Source organism: Pseudomonas sp. 3MAES_34.3B (genome assembly GCF_058145875.1).
In genome coordinates, this window is record NZ_CM176960.1 from 2782095 (window position 1) to 2794609 (window position 12515).

Below are 12515 nucleotides of genomic sequence, written 5' to 3' on the forward strand. Positions count from 1 at the left end.
CCGGGTTCAACAAGGTACGCGATCATGACTGCATCTACCCTCAAGGCCGACCTGGCAACCCCTCGCCAGCCCAACCGTCGCCTGTTCCGCAACCCCGGCTGGTTCCTCGTCAGCCCCTCGGTCATCCTCTTGCTGCTGTGGATGATCGTGCCCCTGGCGATGACCGTGTATTTTTCGCTTATCCGCTACAACCTGCTGTACCCCGGCGAAAACGCCTTCGTAGGGCTGGAGAACTTCAGCTTCTTCCTCACCGACAGTGGCTTTCTGCCTGGCGCCTGGAACACCGTGGTGCTGGTGGGCAGTGTGCTGCTGATCAGCGTGGTGGGCGGCGTGCTGATCGCTGCCCTGCTCGAAGCCAGCGACTTCATCGGCCGTGGTGTGGTGAGGGTGATGCTCATCTCGCCGTTCTTCATCATGCCCACCGTGGGCGCGCTGGTGTTCAAGAACCTCATTTTCCACCCGGTGTCGGGCATTCTCGCCGCGGTGTGGAAATTCTTCGGCGCCGAGCCGGTGGACTGGCTCGCGAACTACCCGCTGCTGTCCATCATCATCATTGTGGCGTGGCAATGGCTACCTTTCGCGATCCTCATCCTGATGACCGCCATGCAGTCGCTGGACCAGGAGCAGAAAGAAGCCGCACGGCTGGACGGCGCCGGCCCCCTGGCGATCTTCTGGCACCTCACCCTGCCCCACCTGGCGCGGCCAGTGGCCGTAGTGGTGATGATCGAGACCATCTTCCTGCTGTCGGTGTTCGCCGAGATCTTCACCACCACCAACGGCGGCCCGGGCTTTGCGTCCACCAACCTGGCGTACCTGATTTACAACCAGGCCCTGGTGCAATTTGACGTGGGCATGGCGTCGGCCGGCGGCCTGATTGCCGTGCTGATTGCCAACATCGCCGCCATCGTGCTGGTTCGCATGATCGGCAAGAACCTGACCGACAAGGGCTGAGGCCACCACCATGACTACCCTCAAACAAACCCGTCGGCTGCAAAGCATCGCCTTGGGCTCGCTGTCCTGGCTGATCGCGGCGGTGATCTTCTTCCCGATCTTCTGGATGGTGCTCACCAGCTTCAAGACCGAGCTGGACGCCTTCGCCACGCCGCCGCAGCTGTTCTTCACGCCAACGCTGGAGAACTACCTGCACATTCAGGAGCGAAGCGATTACTTCCACTTCGCCTGGAACTCCGTGGTGATTTCCTTCAGCGCGACCCTTCTGTGCATGCTGATCGCGGTGCCGGCGGCCTACTCCATGGCCTTCTACGAAACCAAGCGCACCCGCAAGACCCTGTTGTGGATGCTCTCCACCAAAATGCTGCCACCGGTAGGTGTACTGATGCCCATCTACCTGCTCGCCAAAGGCGCTGGGCTGTTGGACACCCAGCTGGGGCTGGTGATCATCTACACATTGGTGAACCTGCCGATCGTGGTGTGGATGGTGTACACCTACTTCAAGGACATCCCCAAGGACATCCTCGAAGCCGCCCGCCTGGACGGCGCCACGCTGTTGCAGGAAATGGCCCGGGTGCTGCTGCCCATCGCCAAGGGCGGGCTGGCCTCTACCGTGCTGCTGTCGCTGATCCTGTGCTGGAACGAGGCGTTCTGGTCGCTCAACCTCACCAGCTCTCAGGCGGCGCCGCTTACCGCGCTGATCGCCTCTTACTCCAGCCCCGAAGGCCTGTTCTGGGCCAAGTTGTCCGCGGTTTCCACCCTGGCCTGCGCGCCCATCCTGATTTTCGGCTGGATCAGCCAGAAACAACTCGTGCGCGGCCTGTCGTTCGGCGCAGTCAAATAACAAGAAGGAGCCTGTCATGGCGACGTTGAAAGTACGCAATCTGAAAAAAGGCTTCGAAGACCTGCAAATCATCAAGGGCATCGACCTGGAGGTGCGCGACCGCGAGTTCGTGGTGTTCGTGGGCCCATCGGGATGCGGTAAATCCACCCTGCTGCGGCTGATCGCCGGGCTGGAGGACGTGAGCAGCGGGCAGATTGAACTGGACGGGCGCGACATCACCGAGGTCACCCCGGCCAAGCGCGACCTGGCCATGGTATTCCAGACCTACGCGCTGTACCCGCACATGAGCGTGCGCAAGAACCTCTCCTTTGCCCTGGACCTGGCCGGCCAACCCAAGCAGGACATCGACCGCAAGGTAAACGAAGCCGCGCGGATCCTGGAGCTGCAGCCATTGCTGGAGCGCAAGCCCAAGCAGCTGTCCGGGGGCCAGCGCCAGCGCGTGGCCATCGGCCGTGCGATCGTGCGCAACCCGAAGATCTTCCTGTTCGACGAACCGCTTTCCAACCTCGATGCCGCCCTGCGGGTACAGATGCGCCTGGAGTTGTCGCGCCTGCACAAGGAACTGCAGGCCACCATGATCTACGTGACCCACGATCAGGTAGAAGCCATGACCCTGGCCGACAAGGTGGTGGTACTCAATGCAGGGCGCGTGGAACAGGTAGGTTCGCCGCTGGAGCTCTATCACCATCCGGCAAACCTGTTCGTGGCGGGCTTTTTGGGTACGCCGAAAATGGGCTTCCTCAAGGGCCAGGTTAGCCAGGTGTTCAACGACGGTTGTGAAGTGCTGCTCGATGCCGGCACCCGTATCACCCTGCCGCGCACAGGCCCGGGCCTGGCCGAAGGCAGCCCGGTGACCGTGGGCATCCGGCCGGAGCACCTTGAGCTGGCCCAACCCGGCCAATGCCAACTCAGCGTGGTGGCTGACGTGAGCGAGCGCCTGGGCAGTGATACCTATTGCCACGTGCGCACCGATGCCAGTGAGCCCTTGACCCTGCGCATTCGTGGCGACCTCAGCAGCCAATATGGCCAGCGGCTGAGCCTGCACCTCGATGCCCAGTATTGCCACCTGTTCGACGCCAACGGCCTGGCCGTGGCGAACCCTATGCGCGCGGCCGCCTGACGTTCGGAGCCTTCATGACCACTACCCCTCTCACGCTGCGCCTGGATGCATTGGACGACCTCCCTGACGAGGTGAAACGCCCGTCCTACCAACCCGAACTGCTGGTGCAAGGCATCGTTCACATTGGCGTGGGCGGCTTCCACCGCGCGCACCAGGCGTTTTATACCGATGCACTGATGAATCAGGGCAAGGCCCTGGACTGGGCCATCTGCGGCGCCGGGCTGCGGGCCGAGGACCGCAAGGCCCGCGACGACCTTGCCGGGCAGGACTACTTCTTTACCTTGTTCGAGCTGGGGGACACCGACGACACCGAAGTGCGCGTGGTCGGTTCGATTCGAGACATGTTGCTGGCTGAAGAATCGTCGGAGGCGCTGATCGAGCGATTGGCCAGCCCGAACATTCGTATCGTATCGCTCACGATCACCGAAGGCGGTTACTGCATCGACGACAGCACCGGCGAGTTCATGGCCCACTTGCCGCTGATCCAGCATGACCTTGCGCACCCTGATGCACCCAAGGCTGTATTCGGCTTCCTCTGTGCAGCGTTGCAACGGCGGCGCGCGGTGGGCATTCGCCCGTTCACGGTGATGTCCTGCGATAACCTGCCGCATAACGGCCAGGTCGCCCGCAAGGCCTTGCTCGCCTTTGCCCGCTTGGCGGGGGACAACTATGGTGCTGGGCTCGCACAGTGGATCGAGCAGCAAGTGGCCTTCCCCAATGCGATGGTGGACCGCATCACGCCGATGACCAGCGCCGCGCACCGGCAGCAGTTGCTGGAGCGCCACGGTATCGACGACGCATGGCCGGTGGTGTGCGAGCCCTTCGTGCAATGGGTGCTGGAAGACAACTTCTGCGACGGCCGCCCGGCCTGGGAAGACGTGGGCGTGCAGTTCACCGAAGACGTGACGCCCTACGAGGAAATGAAGATCAAGCTGCTTAATGGCAGCCACCTGGCACTGACCTACCTGGGCTTTTTGCGCGGCTACCGCTTCGTTCACGACACCATGAACGACCCGCTGTTTGTGCAGTACATCCGCGACTACATGAACCTGGACGTCACACCACAACTGGCGCCCGTGCCTGGCATCAACCTTACGGACTACAAAAACACGTTGATAGAACGCTTCTCCAACCAGGCCATTGCCGACCAGCTGGAACGGGTGTGCTCCGACGGCTCTTCGAAATTTCCCAAGTTCACCGTACCCACCATCAACACACTGATCCGCGACGGGGGGGCTTTGAACCGCGCGGCACTGGTGGTGGCTGCCTGGGCGCTGTACCTGCGGGGCGTGGACGAGAAAGGCCAACGTTATGCCATTCCCGACCCTCGCGCCGAATTCTGCCAAGGCCTGGTAGCAGAAGATGACGGCCTGGCCGAGCGCTTGTTGGGCGTGGTGGAAATCTTTGGCCAGCAGATCCCGGCATCGCCGGAATTCGTCGCAGCATTCGAGGCCCAACTGCACCAGTTGCGTACCTACGGCGTGGAAGGCGCGTTGCGCGCATTGGTGACCCTGTGAGGAGAGCGGCATGTTTCTAGGGATTGATTGCGGGACCCAAGGCACCAAGGCATTGGTGCTCGACGCCGCGAGCGGGCAAGTGCTTGGGCGCGGCGCGGCCGAGCATACGCTGGTGAATGAGCCCAACGGCCGCCGCGAGCAGGACCCGGCAGAATGGGTGCAGGCATTGATCACCGCCTGCCGCCAGGCGCTCGCCGAATCGGGCGTGCCAGGAGAGGCAATCCAGGGGGTGGGGGTGTCGGGCCAGCAACACGGTTTGGTGCTGCTGGATGAAAAGGGCGAGGTGCTGCGCCCGGCCAAGCTATGGTGCGACACCGAAAGCACCCCTGAAAACGACCGCTTGCTGGCCGAACTAGGCGGTAGCCAGGGTTCGCTGGAGCGGCTGGGGTTGGCGATCGCGCCGGGCTATACCGTGTCCAAGCTGCTATGGACGCGGGAGCAATTCCCTGGCGTGTTCGAACGGGTCCGCAGCGTGCTCCTGCCCCATGACTATCTCAACTTCTGGTTGAGCGGCCAGCGCTGCAGCGAATACGGTGATGCGTCGGGTACCGGCTATTTCAATGTACGTGAACGCGCGTGGGACTACGCGCTGCTGGACCGCATCGACCCCAGCGGCCGCCTGCGGTCGGCGCTTCCCACACTGGTCGAGGCGCGTCAGGCCATCGGGCCGGTGAGGCCTGAAGTGGCCGCGCAGTTAGGCATCAATCCCAAGGCGGTGGTGGCCAGCGGCGGCGGGGACAACATGATGGCGGCCATTGGCACCGGGAACATCCAACCGGGGCTGTTCACCATGAGCCTGGGCTCCTCGGGGACGGTATACGGCTTTACCGAAACCCCGGTGGTGTGCGAAGAGCCCGCCGTGGCGACGTTCTGTTCGTCCTCGGGCGGCTGGCTGCCGTTGATCTGCACCATGAACCTCACCAACGTCACCAGTGCCGTGCGCGGCTTGTTCGGCCTGGACCTGGCGGCGTTCAATCAACAAGTCGCCCAGGCGCCGATCGGCGCGGACGGGGTGTTGATGCTGCCGTTCCTCAACGGTGAACGGGTGCCTGCCCTGCCCCATGCCACCGGCGCGCTATTGGGCTTGACTGCCACTAACCTGAACCCGGGGAACCTGTGCCGCGCGGCTGTCGAAGGCACCACCTTCGGCCTGCGCTACGGCCTGGACCTGCTGCGTGCCGCGGGCATGCACAGCGCTGACATCCGCCTGGCCGGCGGCGGCGCGAAAAGCGCCGTGTGGCGGCAACTGGTGGCCGACGTAATGGCAACTCCGGTGATTTGTACCGTAGAGCCCGAGGCGGCCGCCCTGGGCGCGGCGATCCAGGCCGCCTGGTGTGCGGGCGCGGGGGAACTGCAAGCACTGTGCGAACGTTGTGTGCAGTTGGATGCCACTACCCGCTGCGAGCCGCACCCAGAGCACGTGGCGGCGTATCAACCCGTTTACGAACGCTACCGCCAGCACATACTTTCGTTGGCAACATAGGGCTTGCAGGCTTCGCCTGATGCCCAGCCCCTGCATCCGGCGAAGCCCTCGAAACTCCTTCAACTAACAGCCAAGTAGCAAACTCCATCCGATATTTACTTAATCGACTTCAGGCTCTATTCTCTAGTTACACACTTCATCAGCCGGAGCCGAAAACCATGTCACGACTTGCCGAATTCCGCGCTGCCGAGAAAGCCCTACAAGAGCAACTCGCGCAGCTCGAGGTAATGAAAAACGATGCAGGGCTTAAACGGGAAATCGAATTCGAGCAGAAATTGCTCGGCCTGATGAAGGATTATGACAAGAGCCTGCGAGATATTATCGCCCTGCTGGATCCGGCCAAGTCATCCTCTTCTCGCGCTGCCGCTCCGGCTGCCGCCCCAAAAACTCGCCGGGCGCGCGTGGTGAAGGTTTATGAAAACCCGCACTCGGGTGAACTTATCGAAACCAAGGGTGGCAACCATCGTGGCTTGCGCGCCTGGAAAGACCAATACGGCGCCGACACTGTTGAAGGCTGGGTGCGCCGCTGAACGGTATTATGCTTCACGCTTTTTTCACAGGGCTACGCGCAGGATGAAGGTCGCTGAAGGAACAGCGCCCCATATGCCCGCTTCGGCGGGCTTCTTCTTTTCTGCCCCATGGCAGCCGTTGTATGGCCTTGCGCCCCGCGTCGTACCCCCTCTCGCAGAACCGCCTCATGGCTTGCATGTATCAGGAGTAACTTCATGACACTCACCACCCTCGACACCGTTTCGGGCGTTACCGCGCAGCCGGACGCCGCTACCCAGGGCTTCGTGTTCAATCACACCATGCTCCGTGTAAAGGACATCACTCGCTCGCTGGATTTCTATACCCGTGTACTGGGGTTCAGCCTAGTGGAAAAACGGGACTTCCCCGACGCTCAGTTCAGCCTCTACTTTCTTGCGCTGGTCGAGCGCGACAGCATTCCGCAAGACGATGCCGAGCGTAATCGCTGGATGAAGTCGATCCCCGGCGTACTTGAACTAACCCACAATCACGGTAGTGAAAACGACGCCAGCTTTGCCTATCACAACGGCAATAGCGACCCACGCGGCTTCGGTCATATCTGTGTGTCGGTGCCAGACATTCACGCCGCTTGCGAGCGTTTCGAACAACTGGGCGTGACCTTCCAGAAACGCTTGAGCGATGGCCGCATGAAGAGCCTTGCGTTTATCAAAGACCCGGACGATTACTGGGTGGAAATCATTCAACCCACGCCATTGGCCAGCGAATAAGCGATTAGCGCCGGGGGCTGTGCTCGAACAGCCCTAACTGTTCTCCGGTCAAATCGCTGAAGTCTTCCCCTATAAACGGCAAGATGGCGTCGGCCACAGGCTGTAACTGGCGGCTGATGTAATGTTCGTAATCGAGCGGCGCCTTTCGCGCTTCCAGTGGTTCCGGCCCTTGGGTGGTCATGACATAACTGATCCAGCCGCCCCGTTGGTATTGCGCCGGGCGGCCGTGGGCATGGTTGTAGGCATCGGCCAGGCGGGCTGCCCGAACATGGGGCGGCACGTTACGGACATAATCGGCCAAGGGTCGCCGCAAGCGCTTGCGGTAAACCAGCAGCGGGTCCAGCGCCCCGGCGCGGGTCCGCTGAACGTACTCCCGAACATAGTTCTGGCAAGGTTCGCCCGTGAACACCTTCAGGTACAACGCCTGCTGAAACTCCCGGGCAAGCGGTGACCAGTCGGTGCGTACGGTTTCCAACCCTTTGAACACCATATGCGGGCCTTCGCCGTCGGCTTCCACCAAGCCTGCGTAGCGTTTCTTGCTGCCTTCCTCCGCGCCACGAATGGTGGGCATCAGGAAGCGTTTGAAATGCGTCTCGAATTGCAACTCCAAGGCGCTGGTCAGGCCGAGCGTGCCCGCCAGATGCTCCCGCCACCAGTGATTGACGTGCGCTACCAGACGCGAGCCGATGGCGCGGGCTTCGTCCTCGGTGTGTTCGCGCTTGAGCCATACGAAGGTGGAATCGGTATCCCCGTAGATCACGGTATACCCTTGGGCTTCGATCAGCTCCCGGGTTTGCCGCATGATTTGCTGGCCGCGCAGGGTGATGGAGGATGCCAGCCGAGGGTCGAAAAAGCGGCAACCAGGCGAGCCGAGCACGCCGTAGAAGGCATTCATGATGATCTTCAACGCCTGGGCCAGCGGCACGTTGCCGTCGCGTTTGGCCTGCTCGCGGCCTTTCCATACTCGATCGACGATGGTGGGCAGTGCGTGGCAGTCGCGGGAGAACCAAGCGTCGCGAAAACCCTCGACCGCCTTTTCCGGAGCGGCCAAACCCTCGATCAACCCTACCGGGTCAATCAGGAACGTGCGGATGATCGAGGGGTACAGGCTTTTGTAATCCAGCACCAGTACCGAGGCGTACAACCCGGGCCGTGAATCCATCACGAAGCCACCGGGGCTGGCCTGCGGCATACGCTCGCCCCGGTTGGGGGCCACACGGCCAAGCCGATGCATGGCGGGCAGGTAAAGGTGGTCGAACGCCGCCACGGATCCCCCGTTGCGGTCGACCGGCAGGCCGGTGACGCAGGCACGCTCCAGCATGAAGGCCAGCAGCTGGGTGTGGTCGAAAATCCGCGTGACCAGTTCGCAATCGCGCAGGTTGTACCGCGCGAGCGCCGGCTTGTCCTCGGTAAACATGCGTTCGATGGAGGCCAGGCGCTGGTACACGTTATCGATAGCCTTGCCCTCGCCCAGCAAGGTCTGCGCAACGTGCTCGAGGCTGAACGATTCGAACCGCCAGAACGCCGAGCGAAGGCCCTCGATGCCGTCGATGATCAGGCGCCCCGCCGCCGATGCGAAGTAATGCGCATGTTCCGGATGCTCCCGCCAGCTCATGGCCTGACCACCGCGCCCGGGTAGCAGCGGTACGCCATAGCGCCGGCTGTGCTCGTTCAGGATGCGCAGGTCGAACTGCACCAGGTTCCAGCCGATGATGCCGTCCGGGTCATGGTCGGCGAACCAGCCATTCAAGGCAGTGAGCAGCGCAGGCGTATCGGGAAAGTACTCAAGGTGGAAATCCGCCTCGGCCGGTTGCAAGGGGCGCGCACCCAGCATCATCACCACACGCTGGCCGCAGCCCTCCAGGCCTATACAGAACAGGTTGCCGTGCCGGTCCGTTTCGATGTCCAGCGACACCATCTTCAGCTGCGGGCGGTAGGCCGGCGCCGGGCGCACATCACCCCGCCAGGTGTCGTCGCCCGAGGCATGCGCCATAAAGGAGACCGGGGCGGTTATGAAGCGCTCCATCAGGTACCGGTCAGCGGGGCGCACGTCTGCTTCATACACATCGACCCCGCACTGGCGCAGCCGCTGCGCTAGGTCCAGCAATTGCCGGTAGTGCAAGCAGTACAAGCCAGCTACCGGCCGGTGACGAAAGTCCTTCAGAGACAACGCGCGGATCGACACCCCCGCTTCGCCTGAGATCAATTGCTCAGCGCGTGCCTGTTGGGCCTGCGGCAGGAAGGCTACTTGCGGCTGACACGGCAAGCGCAGGCACAACGGGCCGTCATCGGTGGCCAGCCAAAGGGTAACCTCGGTGCCCTCGGCCGTATCGGCCCAATGGCGGGTGAGGATGAAACCATGGCGCAGGGGCAACGCGAAGTCCTCGCAAGGGGGCTGGCAAGTTTACCCGCCCTTCCCCGCTGCCGACAGGTCAGGGTGAAATGGGGTCACTGGCCGGAAAGGTTTCGTCTACTGCATGGTCGACCTTGTCGTGCCCCTTGCCTTCCTCACGGGTTTTCACCCCCGTGCTACCACATTCGCAACCGGCCATGGCGCAGGGCTCGCCGTCCAGGTGATCGACCGAACAGGCCACGCAGCAGTACCACTGCCCTTTTACTTCAACCCCTTCGGTGTGCTCGGCGGTGCAGTCGCAGCCGGAACAGTTACATGTCTTGTCTGCCATTTCAGTCTCCAGGCGCTGGGTGTAAGGCGGTGAGCCTTTTCGTTACGGCCTCAAGGTTATGAATGGCGCGGCGCAGGGGAAGTTTCCAATAATGCAAAAAGCGATGCCCCTTTTCAGGGGCATCGCCTGGGCTTGCAACGGTGTTACTCAGTAGCGCTGGTACTGCGAACCGAATTCCTTGCGGTTGTCGGCGACCAGTACGGCTTTGTCCTTGGCGGCCGGTTGTGCCTGGCTGGCGACAACCTTGGCGGCAGCGGCGGTGGCGGTAGCAGTGTGAGCGATCATCGAAGGCTGCTGAGGCACGGCATAGGCACTGGCGGCGGAAAAGGCTGATACGGCGAGGGCAAGGGCGATGGCACGTTTCATGGTGAAGCTCCTTCAGGGGGTGGGTAACTGTGTGTGGAGTAACCTTAACCGCCCTCGCCGCCGCCGGGAAAATCAACGCGCGCATAGTAAACATCAGCGTGGATGATACATCGGTGCTACAAGCTGAATTGTCGTACCTGCCGTTCCAGCGCCTGCGCCAGCCGCTCGATTTCCTCGGCACTGCGCGATGCGCCGGCGATACCGTGGTTCGCGTGCTGCGCCATCTGTGCGATACGCTCCACGTTGCGCGCCACGTCCTGGCTGGCGGCCGATTGCTGTTGCAGGGCAACCGATATCTGATCTACGGCCGCGATGATCTTTCCTGAACCGCCGCGAATATGGTCAATGGCCTGATTGGCTGTCTGCGCCAGGCGCAAGCCGTCGTTCACCTGCTCTACGCCAACCTCCATCTTGCTGACCGCCTCATGCGCACTGCTCTGGATCTTCTGGATCATGTCGCCAATTTCCTGAGTGGACTTGCCGGTACGCTGCGCGAGCAGGCGTACCTCGTCCGCCACTACCGCAAAACCACGGCCCTGTTCGCCGGCCCGGGCCGCCTCGATGGCGGCGTTGAGGGCCAGCAGGTTGGTTTGCTCGGAAATGGCCGTAATCACATTCACGATGGAGGTGATCTGCTCGATCTGCCGGCCCAGTTCGGCCACCTGGTCGGCGGACGTCTGCACCGTTCCGGCGATCTGCCCCATGCTTTGCAGCGTTTGCTGGATAACCGCCCCGCCCTCGTGAGATTGCTGTCCGGAGTCGGCGGAGATGTCCCTGGCCTCGGTGGCGCTGCTGGCCACATGGCTGATGCTGACGGTCAATTGTTCAACGGTTGCCGCCATGGTAGCGGCCGAGCTGGACTGGTCCTGCGCGGCATTGGACAGGTCATTGGAGGTGGAAGCGATGTTGCGCGCTGCCACCACCAGGTTCTGGCTGCCTGACAGAATTTCATGAATCATCTCCCGCAACCGCTGCTGCATGGCCGCGAAAGCGGTGTAAAGCTGGCCGATCTCGTCGCTGGAACGATCATCGATACGTTGGTCCAGGCGCCCGGCGGCAATGCTTCGGGCAACTTCGATCGCACCGCTGATACGGCGGCGAATGGAAGCCGATAGGCCCGCCGCAATGCCCAGCGCCAGCAAGGCGGCCAGCAGCCCGCCGACGATAAGGCTGCCCAGCGCAAAACGTTCCGCGCCCTGCAGGGCCTCACTGCGCGTGCCAAGCAACTTTTGCTCATCGGCACGAATGTCCGCCAGCAACGCGCGCATGCCGTCCATGTGCGTCTTGTCCTGGCGGGCAATAATCCGTTCGGTCAGGGCGCTCAGTGGCTGGGTGCCACCGTTTACCTGCCGGCGCAGGGCCAGGGTGCCTTCGATGTCCTGGTTCAGCCAGGCTTGCTGAACACCGCGCAGGTCGTCCAGTCGCTTCTGTTGGGTGGGATTGTCGGAGGTGAGCTTCTTCAGTTCGGTCCAGGCCTGTTCGAAGGTCTGCCGGCCCTGATTATAGGGGCCGAGGAAATCATCCTGGCCTGTGAGGGCAAAGCCGCGCATGCCTGTCTCGATGTTGAGCAAGCCTTCGAGGGCCTGATCGGCCCGTCCCATCACCTGATAGGTATGGATGGTCCAGTCCACGTTGTCGTTGACTTGAGAAAACCCCTGCCGCGCCACTACCACCAGTACCACAATGATAAGGATGATCACGCCGAAACCGGCGCTCAGTTTCTGGGTGATCGAGAGCTTCGACAGCATGAGAAATCCTCTGGCGGAATACGGCGTGAACACTCAGGCCGCGCTAGAGACAACTGTAGCTGCGTTACAGCGGTTGGTATCCCGGCCTGAGCCGGCCATATCTCCTGAGTGGCGCAAGCGCAGCGCCACCCAGGTGGGTATTTCCCCCGATCACTTCTTGTCGCGGATCTCTTTGATCACCGAGTTTTCGCGATTGACCATCACATACTTGCCTTTGATCTCTACCCATTGGGCGTTGTCATCAGGGGCCGTCAGGCCTTTTTCCTTCCAGTTATGGATAGCGGTATCGTCACGGGTGTACATGTCCGGGGCCTTGTCACCGTTGGTATAGCAGCGGCCATGGCCGAGGAAGTCGGTCCATACGGCGTCGGGCTTGCAGTCGCCGGGTTTTTCGTCGGTGGCGTTTGCCATCAGTGGGCTGAGGCACAGCAGGCCAGCCAGTACTACCGCATATCGTTTATCGCGCATCATTCACCTCGTCTCAGGCGGGCAACCGGCCCACTTTCCGAAGGCCCGGCCATCAGCCGAACCCCTTTGCGTATGGAA

General features: G+C 62.0%; 12 protein-coding genes and 1 pseudogene. 7 read left to right on the forward strand and 6 right to left on the reverse strand.

Translation table 11 applies throughout. The annotated features are described in order from the left end of the window. Positions 1–24: 24 nt before the first annotated feature. The 7 genes from AC3Z8Y_RS12410 to gloA all read left to right on the forward strand — a co-directional run bounded on the left by AC3Z8Y_RS12410 (position 25) and on the right by gloA (position 7171). Positions 25–951, forward strand: a complete 927-nt coding sequence (locus AC3Z8Y_RS12410; RefSeq protein WP_490086025.1) for a carbohydrate ABC transporter permease — start codon at positions 25–27, stop codon at positions 949–951. 10 nt (positions 952–961) lie between these two features. Continuing rightward, on the forward strand, positions 962–1795 hold the full coding sequence (locus AC3Z8Y_RS12415; RefSeq protein WP_490086026.1) for a carbohydrate ABC transporter permease: 834 nt from the start codon (positions 962–964) through the stop codon (positions 1793–1795). A 16-nt stretch (positions 1796–1811) separates the two neighbouring features. Beyond that, the gene (locus AC3Z8Y_RS12420) at positions 1812–2915 is read left to right on the forward strand and encodes an ABC transporter ATP-binding protein (RefSeq protein WP_181117585.1); all 1104 of its coding nucleotides are present in this window, start codon (positions 1812–1814) and stop codon (positions 2913–2915) included. 14 nt (positions 2916–2929) lie between these two features. Further along, positions 2930–4432 carry a mannitol dehydrogenase family protein gene (locus AC3Z8Y_RS12425; protein WP_490086027.1) on the forward strand — a complete coding sequence of 501 codons (1503 nt, stop codon included), beginning with the start codon at positions 2930–2932 and terminating at the stop codon, positions 4430–4432. 10 nt (positions 4433–4442) lie between these two features. Then, positions 4443–5915: a xylulokinase gene (xylB, locus tag AC3Z8Y_RS12430; RefSeq protein WP_490086028.1), complete on the forward strand. Its 1473-nt coding sequence runs from the start codon at positions 4443–4445 to the stop codon at positions 5913–5915. A 158-nt stretch (positions 5916–6073) separates the two neighbouring features. Next, positions 6074–6445 carry a histone-like nucleoid-structuring protein, MvaT/MvaU family gene (locus tag AC3Z8Y_RS12435; protein ID WP_490086029.1) on the forward strand — a complete coding sequence of 124 codons (372 nt, stop codon included), beginning with the start codon at positions 6074–6076 and terminating at the stop codon, positions 6443–6445. A 195-nt stretch (positions 6446–6640) separates the two neighbouring features. Next, complete coding sequence (gene gloA / locus AC3Z8Y_RS12440; RefSeq protein WP_490086030.1) at positions 6641–7171, forward strand: lactoylglutathione lyase; 531 nt, start codon at positions 6641–6643, stop codon at positions 7169–7171. 4 nt (positions 7172–7175) lie between these two features. Here gloA and AC3Z8Y_RS12445 read toward each other — a convergent pair whose 3' ends face one another. From AC3Z8Y_RS12445 to AC3Z8Y_RS12470, 6 genes and pseudogenes are all read right to left on the reverse strand, one after another. Further along, complete coding sequence (locus AC3Z8Y_RS12445) at positions 7176–9545, reverse strand: DNA polymerase II (RefSeq protein ID WP_490086031.1); 2370 nt, start codon at positions 9543–9545, stop codon at positions 7176–7178. A gap of 58 nt (positions 9546–9603) precedes the next feature. Beyond that, positions 9604–9855 (reverse strand): metallothionein, encoded by a 252-nt coding sequence (locus AC3Z8Y_RS12450; RefSeq protein ID WP_181117591.1) that lies wholly within the window; start codon positions 9853–9855, stop codon positions 9604–9606. 147 nt (positions 9856–10002) lie between these two features. Then, on the reverse strand, positions 10003–10221 hold the full coding sequence (locus AC3Z8Y_RS12455) for a hypothetical protein (protein ID WP_490086032.1): 219 nt from the start codon (positions 10219–10221) through the stop codon (positions 10003–10005). A gap of 116 nt (positions 10222–10337) precedes the next feature. After that, on the reverse strand, positions 10338–11201 hold the full coding sequence (locus AC3Z8Y_RS12460) for a methyl-accepting chemotaxis protein (RefSeq protein WP_490089994.1): 864 nt from the start codon (positions 11199–11201) through the stop codon (positions 10338–10340). Continuing rightward, positions 11193–11969 (reverse strand): annotated as a pseudogene (locus AC3Z8Y_RS12465) (CHASE3 domain-containing protein); the annotation flags it as partial. The gene AC3Z8Y_RS12460 and the pseudogene AC3Z8Y_RS12465, both read right to left, overlap by 9 nt. Positions 11970–12119: 150 nt before the next feature. Beyond that, a complete protein-coding gene (locus tag AC3Z8Y_RS12470) occupies positions 12120–12437 on the reverse strand; it encodes an RcnB family protein (RefSeq protein ID WP_490086033.1) in 318 nt (105 codons plus the stop codon). Between the last annotated feature and the right edge of the window lie 78 nt (positions 12438–12515).

Coding starts and splice junctions, on each gene's coding strand:
- xylB (WP_490086028.1), top strand. CDS start 4,443: ATGTTTCTAGGGATTGATTGCGGGACCCAAGGCACCAAGGCATTGGTG.
- AC3Z8Y_RS12420 (WP_181117585.1), top strand. CDS start 1,812: ATGGCGACGTTGAAAGTACGCAATCTGAAAAAAGGCTTCGAAGACCTG.
- gloA (WP_490086030.1), top strand. CDS start 6,641: ATGACACTCACCACCCTCGACACCGTTTCGGGCGTTACCGCGCAGCCG.
- AC3Z8Y_RS12470 (WP_490086033.1), bottom strand. CDS start 12,437: ATGCGCGATAAACGATATGCGGTAGTACTGGCTGGCCTGCTGTGCCTC.
- AC3Z8Y_RS12415 (WP_490086026.1), top strand. CDS start 962: ATGACTACCCTCAAACAAACCCGTCGGCTGCAAAGCATCGCCTTGGGC.
- AC3Z8Y_RS12460 (WP_490089994.1), bottom strand. CDS start 11,201: ATGCAGCAGCGGTTGCGGGAGATGATTCATGAAATTCTGTCAGGCAGC.
- AC3Z8Y_RS12425 (WP_490086027.1), top strand. CDS start 2,930: ATGACCACTACCCCTCTCACGCTGCGCCTGGATGCATTGGACGACCTC.
- AC3Z8Y_RS12435 (WP_490086029.1), top strand. CDS start 6,074: ATGTCACGACTTGCCGAATTCCGCGCTGCCGAGAAAGCCCTACAAGAG.
- AC3Z8Y_RS12450 (WP_181117591.1), bottom strand. CDS start 9,855: ATGGCAGACAAGACATGTAACTGTTCCGGCTGCGACTGCACCGCCGAG.
- AC3Z8Y_RS12410 (WP_490086025.1), top strand. CDS start 25: ATGACTGCATCTACCCTCAAGGCCGACCTGGCAACCCCTCGCCAGCCC.
- AC3Z8Y_RS12455 (WP_490086032.1), bottom strand. CDS start 10,221: ATGAAACGTGCCATCGCCCTTGCCCTCGCCGTATCAGCCTTTTCCGCC.